Annotated in this window: 12 protein-coding genes; 1 reads left to right on the forward strand and 11 read right to left on the reverse strand. The window is 64.8% G+C overall.

The genetic code is table 11. The features are described from left to right. Nucleotides 1-113: 113 nt before the first annotated feature. Nucleotides 114-563: a PaaI family thioesterase gene (locus tag BDD21_RS08745; RefSeq protein ID WP_120796838.1), complete on the reverse strand. Its 450-nt coding sequence runs from the start codon at nucleotides 561-563 to the stop codon at nucleotides 114-116. Nucleotides 564-684: 121 nt separating this feature from the next. Between BDD21_RS08745 and BDD21_RS08750 the strand changes: the two genes are divergently transcribed. Continuing rightward, on the forward strand, nucleotides 685-1,311 hold the full coding sequence (locus BDD21_RS08750; protein WP_120796839.1) for an MlaC/ttg2D family ABC transporter substrate-binding protein: 627 nt from the start codon (nucleotides 685-687) through the stop codon (nucleotides 1,309-1,311). Between the two features lie 512 nt (nucleotides 1,312-1,823). Here the strand turns inward: BDD21_RS08750 and BDD21_RS08755 are convergent. The 10 genes from BDD21_RS08755 to BDD21_RS08800 all read right to left on the reverse strand — a co-directional run bounded on the left by BDD21_RS08755 (nucleotide 1,824) and on the right by BDD21_RS08800 (nucleotide 18,144). After that, nucleotides 1,824-3,011, reverse strand: a complete 1,188-nt coding sequence (locus tag BDD21_RS08755) for a DesA family fatty acid desaturase (RefSeq protein WP_120796840.1) — start codon at nucleotides 3,009-3,011, stop codon at nucleotides 1,824-1,826. A gap of 77 nt (nucleotides 3,012-3,088) precedes the next feature. Next, nucleotides 3,089-5,062 carry a hydantoinase/oxoprolinase family protein gene (locus BDD21_RS08760; RefSeq protein ID WP_120796841.1) on the reverse strand — a complete coding sequence of 658 codons (1,974 nt, stop codon included), beginning with the start codon at nucleotides 5,060-5,062 and terminating at the stop codon, nucleotides 3,089-3,091. Between the two features lie 63 nt (nucleotides 5,063-5,125). Further along, nucleotides 5,126-5,473 carry a Na+/H+ antiporter subunit G gene (locus BDD21_RS08765; protein WP_120796842.1) on the reverse strand — a complete coding sequence of 116 codons (348 nt, stop codon included), beginning with the start codon at nucleotides 5,471-5,473 and terminating at the stop codon, nucleotides 5,126-5,128. 205 nt (nucleotides 5,474-5,678) lie between these two features. After that, entirely contained in the window at nucleotides 5,679-5,948 is a 270-nt protein-coding gene (locus BDD21_RS08770; RefSeq protein WP_120796843.1) for a K+/H+ antiporter subunit F, read from the reverse strand. Next, entirely contained in the window at nucleotides 5,942-6,436 is a 495-nt protein-coding gene (locus BDD21_RS08775) for a Na+/H+ antiporter subunit E (protein ID WP_120796844.1), read from the reverse strand. Before BDD21_RS08775 ends, BDD21_RS08770 begins: the two co-directional genes overlap by 7 nt. A gap of 16 nt (nucleotides 6,437-6,452) precedes the next feature. After that, complete coding sequence (locus tag BDD21_RS08780) at nucleotides 6,453-7,985, reverse strand: monovalent cation/H+ antiporter subunit D (protein WP_120796845.1); 1,533 nt, start codon at nucleotides 7,983-7,985, stop codon at nucleotides 6,453-6,455. Next, complete coding sequence (locus BDD21_RS08785; protein WP_120796846.1) at nucleotides 7,982-8,347, reverse strand: Na+/H+ antiporter subunit C; 366 nt, start codon at nucleotides 8,345-8,347, stop codon at nucleotides 7,982-7,984. The genes BDD21_RS08780 and BDD21_RS08785 overlap by 4 nt, the downstream gene beginning before the upstream one ends. Nucleotides 8,348-8,360: 13 nt before the next feature. Beyond that, nucleotides 8,361-11,177 (reverse strand): monovalent cation/H+ antiporter subunit A, encoded by a 2,817-nt coding sequence (locus BDD21_RS08790; protein ID WP_120796847.1) that lies wholly within the window; start codon nucleotides 11,175-11,177, stop codon nucleotides 8,361-8,363. A gap of 96 nt (nucleotides 11,178-11,273) precedes the next feature. Then, complete coding sequence (locus BDD21_RS08795) at nucleotides 11,274-14,255, reverse strand: bifunctional diguanylate cyclase/phosphodiesterase (RefSeq protein WP_245969481.1); 2,982 nt, start codon at nucleotides 14,253-14,255, stop codon at nucleotides 11,274-11,276. Nucleotides 14,256-14,523: 268 nt separating this feature from the next. Beyond that, a complete protein-coding gene (locus BDD21_RS08800; protein WP_170164716.1) occupies nucleotides 14,524-18,144 on the reverse strand; it encodes an EAL domain-containing protein in 3,621 nt (1,206 codons plus the stop codon). Between the last annotated feature and the right edge of the window lie 293 nt (nucleotides 18,145-18,437).

The following is an 18,437-nucleotide window of genomic DNA, read 5'->3' on the forward strand; positions in this document are numbered from 1 at the left end:
TGATTTATTTTTTAATCTCTTAAACCGCGCAGGCTCCAGCGCTCGTCAAGTCTGCCGGGGCCGACACCATCCAAAAACATCGCATACCGCGCTGGGCGCGGTTTAGCGGGCCGTCACTCCGCCACGGGCAATGCCTCGCGTTTCCGATACACCGTCCCCTGAAAGAGCGCGATCAGGGTCTGCTCATCGTCGAGGATGCGGATCAGATAGGTGGCGAGCTTGGGGTTGATCGAGACCTCTTCGGCCTCGGCGACGAGTGTTCCGCCGCGGGCGGCCCTCATGTAGGAGATGGAGACGTTGATCCCGAGCGCCACCGTGCCGTGCGAGTTGGAGGCGACGGCGAAGACCAGATCCGCCAGGCTGAAGATGGCCGCGCCGTGGACGACGCCGACGGCGTTGCGGTGGTGGTCATGGATCTCGAGCTTGGCCTTGGCCCGGCCCGGCGCCATTTCCAACAACTCGATGCCGACGTGTGCGGCGAAACGGTCCTTGAGAAAGAAGTCCTTCAGATCGGCCTGTGTGGGCTGGGGGCTCGGCTCGGGGATCGGCTGGGGGGGCGTCATGGGTCTCTCCTGCACACCTTGTGGTTCGAATGTCGGCGGATGGTCATGAAACCCCTTCGCCGGACGAGGTGTCGAAGTATACCCTTACAGGAAACCGGGCAACCCGATCGGATAGTGACCTATGACCCCAATGAAACACCGCGCCCTTTGGGCGACGCTGCTTTTGGTTCAGTGCGCCGTGCTCTTCCCGGCGACGGCATACAGTGGACTCAATGAGCCGCAGCGGATCATCCAGCAGGTCTCTGATGGCCTGATGCGCGTGCTGCGCGAGGATCGGAACCTGCTCAAGACCGACCCGGGCTATGTCCATCGCCTGGTCGACGAGCTGTTTTTACCGCATGTGGATGTCCCGCGTGTCTCGGCCTTGGCGCTCGGACCCTACTGGCGGGATGCGACGCCGGAGCAGCGCCGGGTCTTTCAGGCGGAGTTTCAGCGGCTCTTGATCCAGACCTATGCCTCAGCGCTCGATGCGTTGAGTTCCTGGGACATCCGCTTCCTCCCCATGCAGCTGGAGCCCGGCGCGACGCGCACGCTCGTTCGCACCGAGATCCAGCAGCCGGGCGGGCAGCCGGTGCGGGTGGACTATCGGATGGCCTACAGCGACGGACGTTGGCGGGCCTACGATGTCGCGGTTCAGGAGATCAGCCTGCTAGCCTCGTATCGGAATCAGTTCACGTCTGTAGCGCAGCGTCGCGGCATCGACGGGTTACTGGAAGAATTGACCACACGGAACGACACCCGCCGTTGATCCGCCGACAACTCGACGAAAGTACCTCTTTGTCACACTCGTTGTCGTTGTCGTTGTCGTTGTCGTAATCGACAACGACAACGACAACGAGGAGAAACTTCAACCACCTTTCGTCGTTGCGGCTCTGCCGGTAGTACCCCTTCCGGGAATGGACATCCCAACTGCGCAGACGATGGGTCGGAAGTGACGCCAACGGTCGTCGCGAAGCGGCGACACCACCCGGGATAGACGACTTGCAGTCGTCCTCTTCAGCCGGCCCGACGGCCCGAGAGGGCGCGGTCAGCGCGATGCACTCGAGAACCGTGCTGAACGCGCTTTAAACCGCGCCCGGTGCGGTGTGCGTCATTTGTTGGAATGGCTTAGCCGCGCCAGCACCAACGACTGTCGGAGCTGGCGCGGTTTAAAATTTAATATTATTCAGAGTCTTAAGCCGCGCCGGCTCCAGCGGCTGACAAATCTGCCGAGGCGTATACCATCGAAAAACCTCGCATACCACGCAGGGCGCGGTTTAATTAACGAGCGAGCGTCGGCGTCAGTGCAAATCCGCGCAGGTTTTTGGAGAAGCGTTCCAACGCATGGATTCCGGTCGCCTCGGCCTGCTGACACCACTCCTGAAGCGCGTTCAGTAATGCCTCCTGGCTGGGCGCCTTGCGGTCCCAGATCTCCTGCAGACGCTCGCGAAACTGATAGACGGTGGCGAGCGTCTGGCTCTTGGCCAGGATCTGCTCCAAGCTGCTGCGCGCGGAGGCGTCGAGACGTTGGCCCTCGGTCAGAAGCAGTCTGCGCGCACGCCTGACTAAACGGCGGCAGTGCTCCGCGTCGCGGCACAGCTCCTCGCGCGAGACCGGACCCATCACCTCTTTCCCGTAGCGCGCAAAGACGTGCATTCGGCTCGTGATCACGGCACGCAGGGTTTCGAGATCCAATTGCGACTTGCCCGGGACGACCTGCGGATTCGGAGCGACTCGGCGGACCTTCGCCAGGCGCAGTGCCTTGAGGATGCGGATATACATCCAGCCGATGTCGAATTCCCAGCGCTTCGACGAGAGGCGTGCCGAGCTGGGAAAGGCGTGGTGATTGTTGTGCAGCTCTTCTCCGCCGATCAGGATGCCCCAGGGGACGATATTGGTGGAGGCGTCCGCCGGCTCGAAGTTGCGGTATCCGAAGTAGTGCCCAACCCCGTTGATCACTCCGGCGGCGAAGATGGGGATCCAAAGCATCTGAACGGCCCACATGACGACGCCGTAGACGCCGAAGAGGACGACATCCAGGATCAGCATAAGCGCTAGCCCTTGCCAGGAAAAGCGGCTGTAAAGGCGGCGCTCGATCCAGTCGTCCGGAGTGCCTTGACCGTAACGTTCGACGGCCGCGCGATTGCTCGCGGCTTGTGCGTAGAGCTCCGCACCCTCGCCCAACACCTTGCGCAGACCCAAGATCTGCGGGCTATGGGGGTCCTCGGCGGTCTCGCATTTGGCGTGGTGGCGTCGATGGACGCCGACCCACTCCTTAGTGACCATGCCGGTCGTGAGCCAGAGCCAGAAGCGAAAGAAGTGCGAGACCGCCGGATGCAGATCGAGCGCACGATGGGCCTGTGCACGGTGCAGATAGACCGTCACGGCGACGATGGTGATGTGGGTCATGCCGAGAGTGATGAGCACGGCCGACAAGATGTCGACGTCGAGCAATCCGTAGGGCGTCATGGATGTCCTGAGCGAGTGGTGGTGGCGGGCCGATGCGGGTTTGGCCGGTGGCGATCTGGCCCTTTGTCTTTGTCCGGCTAGGGTTTTATTCCGACCGCTCTTTGTAGCATCAGGTTCCCGACCGCGTCCAGATCGGCCCGCCAGCCGGCGGCCAGCCAGGTCGTGGCCAGTGCGTCGGCGATGATCGCCGGGCCGACGAGCCTGTGCCCTGCCCCGAGGTCCTCGCGTGTCCAGCAGGCTACCGGCGTCGGACAGCCGTAGGCGGTGGCGCTTCCCGTCGGACTCCGTCGGAGCGATGCGCCGATCGGCGGCAGCGCGAGATTCGGGGTCGGGCCGCGAACGCGCACCCGTAGATTGACCAGCTCTACGGGGAGATCGAGCCGGTGGCCGTAGCGTTCTCGGTGCTGACCGTGAAACGCGGCAATGGTGTCCGCGACGCCATCCCAGCGCAGGTTGAGCGTATGCGACTGGCCGCGATAACGCAGATCGAGCGAGCGCTCGACACGCAGATCCGCGCGGGCAAAGCCTTCCTGTTCCAACTCGGCGATCCCGGTTTCGGCAAGTGCGACAAGTGCTTCCTCGATCTCGGCATCGCACGTCTCGACGAGCAGCCCAATGCGCGTGCGGGTAAGGGTTCGCCCTGCCGGGGTCACCACCATCCCGAGCGCGGAGAGGACGCCGGCATGCACCGGGACCAAGGCGCGGGTCATGCCCAACGCCTCGGCCAAGGCACAGACATGAAGACCGCCGGCACCGCCGAAGGAGGTCAGGATGAACCCGCGCGGATCCAAGCCGCGCTGCACCGAGATGACCCGCAAGGCGCGGGCCATGTGCTCGTCGGCCAGACGGATCACGCCCAGCGCCGCCTCCTCGATCGAGAGCCCCATGGCGTGGGCGAGTCGTGCGAGTGCAGCACGGGCGGCGTCCGGGTTCAACCGCATCCGCCCGCCGAGGAAGCCGTTCGGGTCGAGCCGTCCGAGCACCAGGTTGGCGTCGGTCACGGTCGCCTCGCGTCCGCCGCGGTCGTAACAGGCCGGTCCCGGATCCGCTCCGGCGGACTCTGGCCCGACCAAGAGCATGCCGCCGGCATCGAGTCGCGCGATCGAGCCCCCGCCGGCTCCGATGGTGTGCATGTCGACCATCGGCAGTGCGACGGGGAAGCCGGCGATCCGCCCGTCGGTGGTGAGACGCGGCTCGCCGTCGACCACGGCGACGTCCGTGGAGGTCCCGCCCATGTCGAAGGTGAGCAACCGTGCACCACCGGTATGCGCGGCGGCGAAGGCCGCTCCGGCGAGTCCGCCTGCGGGACCCGAGAGCAGCAGGCGTGCGGTGTGTCGCGCGGCCTGACTCGCCGTGACCGCCTCCCCGCTGCTTTGCATGACCGAGACCCGCGCGCCCGAGAGGCCGTCGGCAAGGCGTCCGATATAGCGGGCGACGATGGGACCGATCCGGGCATTGATCCAGGTGGCGATCCCGCGCTCGTACTCGCCGACGAGCGGCAGGACCTCGGAGGAGCGCGCGACGAACAGGCCCGCGGGCATCGCGTCCTCCAAGGCCCGCTCGGCACTGTCGTTCAGATAGGAGAAAAGCAGGTTGATCGCGACCGACTCCGGGGCGAGCCGAACGACCGTCGCCTTCAGCGCATCCAGGTCGACCGCGGTCAGGGGTTCGACCCAGTGGCCGTCGGCGCCGAGACGTCCGCCGGTCTCGACGCAGAGTTCGGGCGGAACCGGCGGGAGGCGTGCCGGCGGCTGCAGATCGTAGAGATCGGGTCGCGCTTGGCGGCCGATGGTCAAGAGATCGCCGAGCCCGCGATTGGCAACATAGAGCGTCCGCACGCCCTTGCCTTCCAGAACCGCATTGGTCGCCACGGTACTCCCGTGGACGACGTGCAAACCGACCGGATCCAGGCCCAACTCGGCGATTCCGCGCAGGATCGCCTGCTCCGGCGAGGCCGGGGTGGAGAGGACCTTATGCGTGCGTACCGAGCCGTCGCGCCAGAGCACGAGGTCGGTGAAGGTCCCTCCGGTATCGATACCGACGATGATCATGACGAATAAGGGTCGCGCTCGAGGGTCGCCGGGGTCGCAGAGGCCGACAAGATTTGGTCGGATCTAGTCGCCGGCTCGGGTCCCGCCCAGCGGATCCTCTGCCTCGTGCGGCGGCGGTGCGAGCGAGCGCACGCGCAGATGCAGCGCGGCCTTCGCGAGCAGGTGCGCACTGACCGGGGCCGTAATAAAGAGGAAGAGGGTCACCAGGATCTCATGCAGGCTGAGCCCCTCGCCGCGGGTGCTGAAGTAGAACACGGAGGCGATCAGCAACGCCCCGACACCGAGTGTCGTCGCCTTGGTCGGGCCATGCAGGCGCGTATAGAAATCGCCGAACCGGGCGAGCCCCAATGACCCGATAAAGGTGAAGAGCGCACCGACGACGATCAAAACCGACAACATGATCTCAAGCATTCAATCGCGTCCTCGCCGTGATCAATAGAGGGTGTGCCGAATCAGGTCCACATGGATTCCCGAAAGCATGGAGTCGACGCGATTGAAGAAAGAAAATCAAAAAATTAAACCTCATGAAAGCGCGTCGACTCCGACGTGTACAGATGTGCGCAACGCTCGTCAAGCCCTCGAACATCACCAAAAACCACCAAGAAACGCGCTTTCATTATTCGATGATATCGCCGCGCAGGAGATACTTGCAGAGTGCCACCGTCCCGACAAAACCCATCATGGCGATCAACAGCGCGGCCTCGAAGTACAGCGAGCTGCTCAGATGGATCCCGAGCAGGACCAACAAGGCAATGGTGTTGATGTAGAGGGTGTCGAGCGCCAGGATGCGGTCGGGCTTGTCCGGCCCCCGGAGCAGACGCCAGAGGCTCAGCAGCAGCGCTGCGGAAACCAGTGCGAAGGCGATGGAGACGGCGATGCTCAGCATGGCTCGAAGACCTCTTTGATCGGTGCCTCGTAGCGGCGCTTGATCTCGGCGATCAGGGCGTCGGGATCTTTGACCTTCAAGCCGTGCACGACCAGGTGGCTGCGATCCGGGCTGAGCCAGGCCGAGACGGTGCCGGGCGTGAGGGAGACGGTGTTGGCGAGCAGGCTGATCCCGAGATCCGTGCGCAAGGCGAGCGGCACGCGCACGAAGGCCGGCTTGACGTATTTCGGACCGCCCAGGATCAGGGCGGCGACCGCGAGGTTGGCGATCAGAATGTCATACATGACGACCGCAAAAAAGCGCATTAAAGTCAATGGTTTGTGGATCCTGACCCGCTCCGGCCAGAAGCGCAGCGTGAAGACCGGGATCGCCCAGCCCAGGAGAAGGCCTAAGAGGACCTGGCCGGGCGACAGGCTGTTGACCAGCAGGAGCCAGATGATCGCCAGAACCGGCGTGAGGATCGGATGGGGCAGCAGTCTGAGCTTCATCGCTTATGCACTCCGCTCATACACTTCGGGGATCGCCCAGTACGGCCCGGATATAGACACCCGGCTCCAGGAGTTGCTCGGCGGTCGCACGGGTGTAGTCCGACAAGGGGCCGGCCCAGACGACCAGCGTGACGCAGAGCAACAGCAGGCCGATGATCGGCAAGAGGCGCCCCCAATTCGGACCGATGGCGTGGCGACCGGCCGTGCCTGTCCGCTCGATCACGCCCTCGGCGCGGTAGAACAAAAGGCTGCCGCTGCGCGCCAGTGCGATGACGCCGAAGAGCCCGGCGGTCAGGATCACGCCGAACACCCAAGGCATGCTCGGCAGGTCCACCGCGGCATTCAGGACCATGTACTTGCCCACGAACCCCGAGAGCGGCGGCAGCCCGGAGACCAAGATGGCGATGATGAAGAAGAAGGCACCGATCAGGTTGGCGTTGGCGATGACCGGCCCCGGATCCAGACGATCCGCCAGCGTGCCGCGTCCCATGGCGATCATGTCCGCCAAGAGGAAGAAGGCCGCCGCAGCGAAGGTGCTATGTGCCAAGTAGTAGAGACCGGCACCGATGCTGGCCTCCGTCCCCAGTGCGAAGGCCGTCAGCAGAAACCCCACGGAGACCACGACCAGATAGGCGACCTGCCGGCGCAGCTCATGTGCGGCCAGCACGCCCAGGGTGCCGATCGCCATCGTTGCGAGCGCGAGCGGCAACAGCCAGGGGCCGATCAGATTCGCGACCGGACCGGCCTCGGCACCGAAAATCAGGGTATAGACCCGCAGGATGCTGTAGGCGCCGACCTTGGTCATGATTGCGAAGAGTGCAGCCACCGGTGCGGATGTCGACGAATAGGCCGCGGGCAGCCACAGATAGAGCGGGATCAGGGCCGCCTTCAGCGCGAAGACCGCGAACAACATGAGCCCGGCCGCGCGCACCACGCCGAGGTTCTCCGGCGGTGTGGCTGCCGCCTTCACCGCCAGGTCCGCCAAGTTGAGCGTCCCGAGGATGGCGTAGAGGGTGCCGACCGCGAACAGAAAGAGTGTGGAACCCGCGAGATTCAGGGCCACGAAGTGCAGCCCGGCCCGCACCCGATTCGCCCCGCCGCGATGCAGCAGCAGCCCGTAGGAGGCGAGCAGCAGGATCTCGAAGAAGACGAAGAGGTTGAACAGATCGCCGGTCAGAAAGGCACCGCTTAGACCGAACAACTGGAGCTGGAAGAGCGGATGGAAGTGCCGGCTTCCGGCATCCGTGCCGCGCACGGCATACAGCATGGCGAAGAAGGCGAGCAGGCTCGTGACGAGCAGCATCCAGACGCTCAGACGATCCGCGACCATGACGATCCCGTAGGGCGCCGGCCAGTTGCCGAGGGCATACACCAGAATCTCGCCCCCGGCGACACGCTGAACCAGGAGCGACACCAGCAGGATCTGGATGACGAGTGCGACAAGATTCAGGATGCGTCGCACGCGCAAGGGGATGACGCGCCGCAACAGCAGCAACAGGGTGGCCGCAAAGAGCGGGAAGAGGACCGGGGCGATGACCAGATGGTTCATCCGCGCTCTCCACCGGGGGCGTCACGAGCGTCCTCGGCGTCGAGCCGGCCATCTACCTGATCCGTTCCCAGTTCGGCACGCGCCTTGAGCGCCAGCATGATGATGAAGGCCGTCATGGCGAAACTGATGACGATGGCGGTCAACACCAGCGCTTGAGGCAGCGGATCCGCATAGCCGACGGCCTGATCCGAGATCACCGCGGGCAGACCGACGCTCAGGCGCCCGGTGATGAACAGGAAGAGATTCACGGCGTAGGACAAGAGAGTCAGTCCGATGACCACGGGAAAGGTGCGCGCCCGCAGTGCAAGGTAGACCCCGCAGGCGGTCAAGACACCGATGATCACGGCGATCAGGGCTTCCATCGACGACAGCTCCTCAAGAATGATTCGGCCCGGACGGTGCCGGCTCGTTCGGATGACTGGCGTTGTGCATCAGGCCGAGATGCACCAGGATCAGGAGCGTCGCCCCGACCACCACCAGATAGACGCCGAGGTCGAAGGCGATCGCCGAGGCCAGCTCGAAGTCACCGATGACCGGCCGGTGCACATGCGTGAAGGCGGAGGTCAGGAAGGGATAGCCGAAGATCAGGCTTGCCAGTCCGGTGAGCAGCCCGATCAGCAGCCCGGTGCCGATGACCGGATGCAGGTTGGATGTCATGCGATTGTGCGTCCATTCCACGCCGTTCGCCAAATACTGCATGATGAGTGCGATCGCCGTGATGAGACCGGCAATGAAACCGCCGCCCGGCAGGTTGTGTCCGCGCAGGAAGATGAAGGCCGAGACCAGCAGGGCGAGCGGCAGCAGGAGGCGCGTCAGTGCGGCCATGATGGTCGGATGCATGTCCCAGTTCCAGGGCCGCCCGCGTGCGTCGCAGGCCGGTCCGGGCAAACGCAGATCCCTGAGCATGGCATAGATGCCCAATCCCGCCAGCGCCAGAACCGAGATCTCGCCCAGGGTATCGAAGCCCCGGAAATCCACCAGGATGACGTTCACGACGTTGCCGCCGCCGCCTCCCGGCACGCTGTTCTCCAGAAAGTAGTCCGCGATGCTCTCGTAAGGCCGGGTGAGTACCGACCAGGTGAGTGCCGCCGCGCCGCCGCCGGCCAGGCCGGCAACCCCGATGTCGCGGATCCGTCGCGTCCAGCTTGACTCGGCCGGGCTGTACTGCGGCAGAAAATACAGCGCCAGCAGCAACAGGACGATGGTCACCACCTCCACCGAGAGTTGGGTCAAGGCAAGGTCCGGCGCCGAGAACTTCACGAAGATGAGCGAGACCAGCACTCCCAGCGCACCCATCACGATCAGCGCGGTCAGGCGTCGGCGGTGCAGGATGACTGTCCAGAGCGCGACGATGACGAGTGCGAGTGTCACCAGCACGCTCACCGCATCGGCGGGTAAGAGTGCGCGATCGCCGCTCAGCGGTGCCCCGCCGCCGAGGAAACCGATCGTCCCCAGGGTCAGCGCGCAGAGGATGAAGACGAGCAGCATGCGCTGCAGCGAGCCGGTATCCAGCGTGCGGGTGACGGCCCCGGCCAGCGCGAGGAGTCCCTTCAGGATCCAATCGAAGACGGCCTTGGCATCGAGGAGCCCTTCGAGCCTGGTCGCGAGCTTGAACAGCGGCTGGCGTCCGGCATAAATCAGGATGCCTCCGATCAGGGCGATGATGCTCATGATCAGCGCGGCGTTGACGCCGTGCCAGATGGCCAGATCGTAGGCCGGCGGGGTGCTCTGAAGCACGCCCGTCGCGGCCACGTAGAGCAGCGGTGCCACGGTAAAGGCCGGCAGGATCCCGACCAACAGACAGATCGCGACCAGGATCTCCACCGGCACCTTCATCCAGCGCGGCGGCTCATGCGGGGTCTTGGGCAGATCCACCGGATCGCCGTTGAAGAAGACGTCGTGGATGAAGCGCAGCGAATAGGCCACGGCGAAGATCCCCGCGACGACGACGGCGCCGGGCAAGAGCCACTCCCAGGAATGGGTTGCCGAGAAGGTCACCGTCTCGCCGAAGAACATCTCCTTGGAGAGGAACCCGTTGAAGAGCGGGACACCGGCCATGGCCGCTGCGGCCACCATCGCCAGCGTTCCCGTGTAGGGCATGTAGCGCCACAGACCGTTGATGCGGCGCATGTCGCGCGTCCCGCACTCATGGTCGATGATGCCCGCGGCCATGAAGAGCGATGCCTTGAAGGTCGCGTGGTTGATGATGTGGAAGACCCCGGCCACTGCGGCGAGCGGAGTCCCGATGCCGAACAGCAGCGTGATCAGGCCCAGATGGCTGATGGTCGAGTAGGCGAGCAGGCCCTTGAGGTCGTGCTTGAAGAGGGCGAAATAGGCACCGATCAACAGGGTCGAAAGCCCGGCGCCCATGACCAAGACCGACCACTCAATCGTCCCTGAAAGTGCCGGGAACAGACGCGCCAGCAGGAAGACACCCGCTTTGACGAGGGTTGCCGAGTGCAGATAGGCCGATACCGGCGTGGGTGCCGCCATCGCGTGCGGCAGCCAAAAATGGAACGGGAACTGCGCCGATTTGGTAAAGGCACCCAGCAGGATCAACACCAGCATCGGCGTGTAGAGCGGGTCGGCTCGGATCAGGTCGCCGCTGGCGAGGACCACGGACAGATCGTAGCTTCCGACCATCTCGCCCAGCAGCACGAAGCCGCCGAGCATGGCGAGTCCGCCCAGCCCCGTGACGGCAAGGGCCATGCGCGCACCCGTTCGGGCATCCTCGCGATGCTGCCAGTAGCTGATGAGCAGGAAGGACGAGAGGCTCGTCAGCTCCCAAAACATCAGCAGCAGGATCAGGTTCTCGGACAGGACGATCCCGAGCATCGAGCCCATGAAGAGCAGCAGATACCCATAGAACCGGCCCATACAGTCGCGCTCGGCCAGGTAGTAGCGCGCGTAGAGGATGACCAGCAGACCGATCCCCAAGATCATCAGGGCGAACAGCAGGCCAAGCCCGTCGAGCCGGAACGCGAGGTCGAGCCCCAGCGCGGGTATCCAGGGGATGCGTTGCACCAGGGTCTCGCCCAGAAACGGAGCGGCGACGCTCGGTGCCAGCGCGATCAGCGCGGCCAGGGCCACACCTCCGGCCACCCAGGCCGATTGCAGACGGCCGAAGCGCGACACCCAGGCGGCCAAGCCGGCCCCGATGAAGGGAATGAGAACAACGAAGAGAAGATTCATGCGCGCGACTGCCTGAACGGGAGGACGGTGACTCGCTCGCGCAAAGGATACCACCGTCCGTTCGCAGGCGCGCCGCCGTGGACTCGGCTCCTCGGATCAAGCCATCGTTGTTTGCGATCCCGCAAGCAGATCCTCGGCGGCGCCCGGTCGTCCGAACAGATAGCCTTGGAAGGCCCGGCATCCGTGCTCGGAGAGAAAGCTCCGCTGCTCCGCCGTCTCGACCCCTTCGGCAATCACGCCGAGGCCGAGGGTTTGCGCCAGTGCCACGATGGTGCGTGCGATGGCCGCGTCGTTGGGGTCCGTGAGCACATCGCGGACAAACGACTGGTCGATCTTCAGTTGATCGAGCGGGAGGCGTTTGAGATAGGACAGCGAGGAGTACCCGGTGCCGAAGTCGTCCAGCGAGAATCCGACCCCGTGGGATTTCAGCGCCGACATCTTGTCGATGGCATCGCCGATGTCGTCGAGCAGCAGGCTCTCGGTGATCTCGAGCTTGAGTCGCTGCGGATTCGCCCCGGTGTGCTCGATGATCCGCAGGACTTGCTCCACGAAGCGCGGGTCGCGGAACTGACGCGCACTGATGTTGACGGCCAAGGACAGATGACTGGTTTCGCTTTGCCCCGCCCAGACGGCGAGTTGACGCGCGGCGGCCTCGAGCACCCACTGACCGAGCGGCAAGATCAGTCCCGAGGACTCCGCCACCGGGATGAACTCGCCCGGCGAGACCAGACCGCGCGCGGGATGGCGCCAGCGCAGCAGGGCCTCGGCGCCCGTCACCGTTCCCGCGTCGTCGACCTGGGGCTGATATTGGAGGAAGAATTGCCCGTCCAGCAGGCCCTGACGCAGGTCGATCTCGAGCGCGGCGCGCCGAGCCAGGACGGTATGCATCTCGGGGTCGAAGAAGCAGAGTGTGTTTCGGCCTGCGCCCTTGGCCTGGTACATCGCCAAGTCGGCGCGTTTGAGCACGTCTTCGAGGCTCTCTCGATGACCGCAGAAGAGCGTGATCCCGATGCTCGGGGTGCTGTGGTGCGACTGCTCCGCGATTCGATAGGGCGGGTTGAGATGGGCAAGGATCTTTTCAGCGACACGCTCCGCATGCACTGCCGCCTCTTCGGCGTTCGTACCCAGGTCCTCGAGCATCACGACGAACTCGTCGCCCCCGAGACGGGCCACGGTGTCGCCCTCGCGCACGCAGGCGCTCAGCCGCTCGGCGACCTGCCGGAGCAGCAAATCGCCGGTCTCGTGGCCGTAGGTGTCGTTGAGCGTCTTGAAGTTGTCCAGATCGATGAACAGGAGCGCCCCCTCGCTCATGCTGCGGGCACTCGTGGCCTGCGCGTGCGCGAGATGTTCGAGCAGGAGCCGACGATTGGGCAGGCGCGTCAGTGGATCATAGAAGGCGAGACGACGGATCTCCTCCTCGGCGACCTTATCCTGGGTGATGTCCTGGTTGAGGACGACGACCCCCGTGACGGTCCCGTTGTCGTCGCGCAACGGGACGGCCGAGTTGAGCACGATCTTGCGCGTGCCGTCGAAGCACTCGATCTCGATCTGCTCCCCGAGCGAGGTCTCGCCGCGGTCAATGGCGCGTGCCGCCGCCCAGTCCGCCGGCTCGATCGGCTTGCCGCTGTCGAGCCACCAGGCCTTGTACTCGCTGAATTGCTCCATTCCGACGTAGCGAGCACCGCCCCAGATGCGTTTCCCGGCCTCGTTGATGAATCGGATCTCGCCCTCCGCATTCAGGAACCAGATCCCAACCGGCAGGATCTCCATCACGGAGTTGAGAAACGTCTCGCTCTCGCGCAATGCCGTATCGGCAGCCTTATGCTCCGTGATGTCCTGCAGCGTGCCGACGCTGCAGCGGCGCCCTCCGGCTTTAGCGGGCGCGGGCTCGATGCGCGCGCGAAGCCAGGAGAGCTGCTCGCCGTTGCGGATGCGGTAGCACAGATCGAATGCCTCGCCCGCGCACGCCGCCTGCCAAGCCTGATCCGTGATCTCCCGGTCCTCCGGGTGAACGGGACCGAACAGTGCTTGGGCCGTGCCGGGTTTACCCTCGTAAGGTCCCAGAATTCGCTCGGTCTCCTCCGAGCGTTGCACGCGACCGCTCGCCAGGTCCAGCGTCCAACTGCCGACCTTCGCGACCTCTTGGGCGCGTGTAAGCTCCGACTCGCGGGCGCGGATCTGCGTCGTGCGCTCGCGCACCAGGTCTTCGAGTCGTTCACGGTCGACCCGGGATTGCACCAGCAGACCGGCGAGGGCAGCCAGCAGAAGCGCAAGCGAGACCCCCGATGCACCCTTCACGGCCAATCCTGCCGGATCGGACCAGCCCCACACCGGGCTGACGCTCAATGTCCAGGTGGCGTTGGGCACCGGCACGGTTTGGTTGACCGGGTCCGAGAGTGTCGCGGACGAGGATTGCTCGATGATCTGCACCACGCCGCTGCGCGGGTCGGTACGCCAGAGTGCGAACTCGAAACCGCGTTCGTTCAACTGCGACAGTCCGGCGGGCGCGAGTGCCGAGGGGGTGCGCAACATCGCCATCGTAAAGCCCCAGAACAGCGGGTTGCCCTGCGCATCCTCCAGGAAGACGGGCAGGCGCCCGACCACACCCTCGCCGCCCTGGACCAACTCGAACGGACCCGCCAGCGTCAGTCGGGCGGTGTCGCGCGCCAGACGCGCTTCGATGCGTTGCTGCGGATCCTCGAGCAGATTCAAGCCGAGCACGGCCTCGTTGGTCTCCAAGGGGAAGACCTGCCCGACGATGCCGTCGGGTGCCAGATAAACGGCCTCGACATTGTCGTAAAAAGGCAAGAGCGCGCGGGCCAGTGTCTCGAATCCATCGATGCGTCCTTCGCCCTGATGGACCAGTGCGGCCAAGGCGTAGGTCACCGATAGGGCGCGATCGATCTGGATCTCGAGAATGTCCGCAAAATCATCGGCGACCGCCGCCGCATCCGCGCGAGCGAGCGCAAGGCGCTGCTGCTCGAAGTAGGCGATCGCCGCCCCGGCAAGGAGGGCGGCCGCCAGGAAGACCACGGCCGCAACCACCCCGGGTCGGGCTCGCAAGGGGGAATGAGTCATCGCGGTCGAGCTCCATATCTGCCGGCTCCGGTGCAGGGCGTCGTCGGCTGCTTCGGCGTGGAGACGAGGCAATCGGCATTGAATATACCCGTGAGCGCGAGTCTGTGAGTGTCGGTTCGACTGTGCGATGTCGTCTATTTTTATGTTCCGGCGGAAGTCGCCGGTGTCGTGCCGTAGCGCCGACAAAAATCAGTTCCTTCAGGGCGTCTCGCGACGCGCCGATTCGATCGAACCGGCCATGAGGGGGGCTGGTTCGAGCATTCCCCGTTCAGGGGATATCCCCGGCCGCGCCTTCGCTGCGCGCCGGCGGGTGTGCTTCTGCCTGGAAAAGCGCATCGACCGGACCCGGTTGCCCGAAGAGGAACCCTTGAAAGGTTCGGCACCCATGATTGAGCAGGTAATCGCGCTGCGCCTCGGTCTCGACGCCCTCGGCCATGATCGCCAAGCCGAGACTTTGCGCGAGTGCAACGAAGCTGTCGGCGATGGCGTCATCCTCGGAATCCTCGAGAACCTCGTGCACGAATGCCGGGGCGATCTTCAGCTGATCCAGCGGCAGACGTTTGAGGTACGACAAGGAGCAATAGCCAGACCCGAAGTTGTCAAGGGTAAAGCCAACGCCCGTCTCCTTCAACGCGATCATCTTGACGAACGCGTCCTCGGGGTCGTCGAGCAACGTCGCCTCGGCCAACTCCAGGCGCAGTCGCTTCGGATTTGCCCCGCTCTCGGCAAGCGCCCGGCGGATGTCCTCGACGAGCTCGGGACGGCGAAAATGCGCGCCGCTGATGTTGACCGCCAGGTTGAGCTCTGCGCTTTCGGGTCGCCTCGCCCACTCGGCCAACTGTGCGCAGGCGCTCGCGAGCACCCAACGGCCCAACGGCAGGGCGAGTCCGAGCGACTCGGCCAGTCCGATGAACTGCGCCGGGGGGATCAGGCCGCGCTCGGGATGGCGCCAACGCAGCAGCGCCTCCGCCCCCTTGACACGGCCATAGGTGTCGACCTGCGATTGGTAGTAGAGGACGAGCTGGCCTTCCCCGATGGCATGACGCAGCTCCCTCTCGAGCGCGGTGCGTTGGTTCACGCTCGCCTGCATCTTGGGGTCGAAGAACCGCAGCCGATTGCGTCCGGCGGCCTTGGCCTGGTACATGGCCAGATCGGCGTGTTTCAGGATCTCCTCGGCGGTTTGGGCCACGCGATCGAAGAGGGCGATGCCGAGGCTGGGGGTGCTGTTGTACTCGATGCCTGCAAGCAGGTAGGGCCTTCCCAAGGCGGCGATGATCTTCTCGCCGACGCCTTCGGCCAGCGCGGCGGCCTGGGCCGGATCATCTCCCAGATCCGCAAGCAGGACAACGAACTCGTCCCCGCCGAGCCGCGCGACACTGTCGCTCTTGCGCACCGTCTCGGTCAGCCGCTGCGCGACCTCCTCCAACAGCAGATCGCCGATCTGGTGTCCGCGGGTGTCGTTGAGCTGCTTGAAGTTGTCCAGGTCGATGAAGATCAGGGCGCCGTCCTGACCGGTGCGTGCCGCGGCGGCCAGCGCCTGATTCAGCCGGTCGAGCAGGAGCCGGCGATTCGCCAGACCGGTCAACGGGTCGTAGAATGCGAGCCGGCGAATCGCCGCCTCGTCCTCCTTGCGCTGACTGATGTCGGTCAGGGTGCCGACGTAGTGGGTCACCTGCCCGAGGTCGTCGCGCACCGCAGTGACGGTCAGCCATTCCGGAAAGATCTCGCCGTTCTTGCGCCGATTCCAGATCTCGCCCTCCCAGTACCCTTGCTGGTCGATATGCGCCCACATCTCCCCAAAGAAGTTCGGGTCGTGCCGACCCGAGCGCAGCAGCCTCGGGGTCTTGCCGACGGACTCCTCGGTCGTGTATCCGGTGGACCGTGTGAATGCCTCGTTGACCCGCAGGATGCGTTCCTCGGCGTCGGTGACGAGCATCCCTTCCTGTGACTCGAAGGCAATCGCGGCGATGCGCAGCTCCGCTTCGACCTCCTTGCGCTGCGTGATGTCCCGCGCGATTCCGCGCATGGTCAGGACCTCGCCCCGTTGGTTGCGGATCACCTCGCCCACGGCGTGTACCCGGCGCACGACACGATCGCTCGGGCGGACGATGCGATGCTCGATGTCGTAAGGACAGCGTCCGTCCAAGGCTGCCGCGAACGCCTCTTGCACTTTGTCGCGCTCCTCACTTGGGACGAGCGTCATCATCTGCGCGGAGGACTGAGGTACCTGCTCATCGATCCCGTGGATCGCCTTCCAGCCCGCCGAGTGTGTCCAGCGATCTTCGGCGACATCCCACTCCCAGGCGCCGATGTGTGCGATTCGCTCGGCCTGCTCGAGGAGACGGCGTTCCCGCTCCAAGACCGCCTCGGCCTGCTTGCGTGCCGAGATGTCGGTCAGCATGCCGAGCGTACCGATATACCGACCTTCGGCATCCTTGAGCGGCGTGGTGGAGAGCAGTGTCCAAATCTGCGAGCCGTCGGGCCGTGTGAGACGCAGCTCGTATTGATCGGTGTTGCCCTGCCGACGTTCGATGAGCTTGCGCTCGACGAGACGGCGCATCTCGGAATCCATGAAGTCGAAAGGCGACCGGCCGATGATCTGTTCGGCCGTGCATCCCAGCAGCTCGGCCATGCGCGGGTTGACGAAGGTTGTTCGGGTCTCGTCGTCGATCGTCCAGATCCCCTCGCGCGCGGTTTCGACGATCCGTCGGAGCATCGACTCGCTCTCGGACAGCGCCTGCTCGGCAGTCGTGCGATCGGTGATGTCCTCCACGGACCCGAGCGCGCGCAGCGGTTTTCCGGTCGGATCGAATTCCAGGGTAGCGCGTTGCCTCAGCCACCGCAGCCTGCCGTCGACACGTGTGCGGTGCGCCACGTCGTAGGGCTCGCCGCACAGCGCTGCTTGCCACGCCGCCTCGACCTGCGCGCGGTCCAGTGGGTGAACCTGTTCCAGGAAGCGCTCGATGCTGAAGGGCGTATCGGGCTGCACGCCGGTGATTCGGCAGGCGACGGCCGACGCGGTCGCCCGGTTTGACTGGATATCGAAATCCCAGCTCCCGACCTGCGCGATCTCCTCCGCGCGCTCCAGGTCAGCCTCACGCGCACGGACCTCGGCCGTGCGTTCGGCGACCTTCATCGCCAGCCGCGCCTTTTGAGTGCGTGCGTCGGCCAGCAGTTTTGCCAGCGTCGCCAACAGGAGGCTGAAGAGCAGAGCCAGTCCAATCCGCACACCGAGTCCGAGCGGATCACCCCAGCCGTCGATCGGGCTGAGGCTCAGGGTCCAAGTGGCGTTCGGTACCTCCAGCTGTGCCTCCACCGGAGAGATGGGCTCCATGGGCGAGGCGTCGATAAGCTGATGCTCGCCGGTTGCAGCATTGATGCTCCAAAGTCGGTAGGCGATGCCGCGATCCACGAGCTGCGACAGGCTGCCGGGTGCGATCGCATCGGGGAACGGCATGCGGGCGATGGTAAAGCCCCAGAAGGCTGGGTTGCCCTGTTCATCATCGAGGAAGACGGACAGGCTTCCGGTGATGCCTGGCTCGCCCTGTGCCGTCTTATCGGGGCTGGACAGGGTCAAGCGGCCGGTATCCCGCGCCAATCGAGCATCGGCACCGCGCTCGGGGTCGTTCAGCAGATCCAGGCCGATCACCGGCTCGTTGCCGGCAAGTGGGAACCCGTCCCGAATGACGCCATCGGGTGCTAAGAAGAGGGCGTCCACACCGGGATAGTGGGGGAGCATCGCCTTGCCGATCTCTTGGAAATCAGAGATCCGGCCTTGGCCCTGCATGACGAGCACGGCCAAGGCATGGGTCGCCGACAGGGCGCGATCGATGATGTCCGCGATGGTATTTGCGTACGCCTCGGCGAGGAGGGTGATATCCGCACGCATCAGCTGTACACGCTGATTTTCCGTGTGGATGACCACGCCGGCTGAAAACACAAGGGCGCCGAGCAGGGTCGCAAGTGCGATCCTTCGAGATGAGGGGATTTTCGGTGTGTCGCGACCGCGCATGCTTCTCCGGCGATCTTGTGTTGCGCCTTCGTGTCGGGCGAGACCAGGGCTCGGGTTGCCCCGCCGTGCCCGAAGGCATCAGGTGCAGGGCATTGACAATACAATGCCTGGTGTTCGGCTGGCCGGCGCATTCCGATGGAACCGTGCCGGTCGCATCAGATTTTGCTTGT

Origin of the sequence: Thiocapsa rosea, from assembly GCF_003634315.1 — a bacterium.
GTDB lineage: Bacteria > Pseudomonadota > Gammaproteobacteria > Chromatiales > Chromatiaceae > Thiocapsa > Thiocapsa rosea.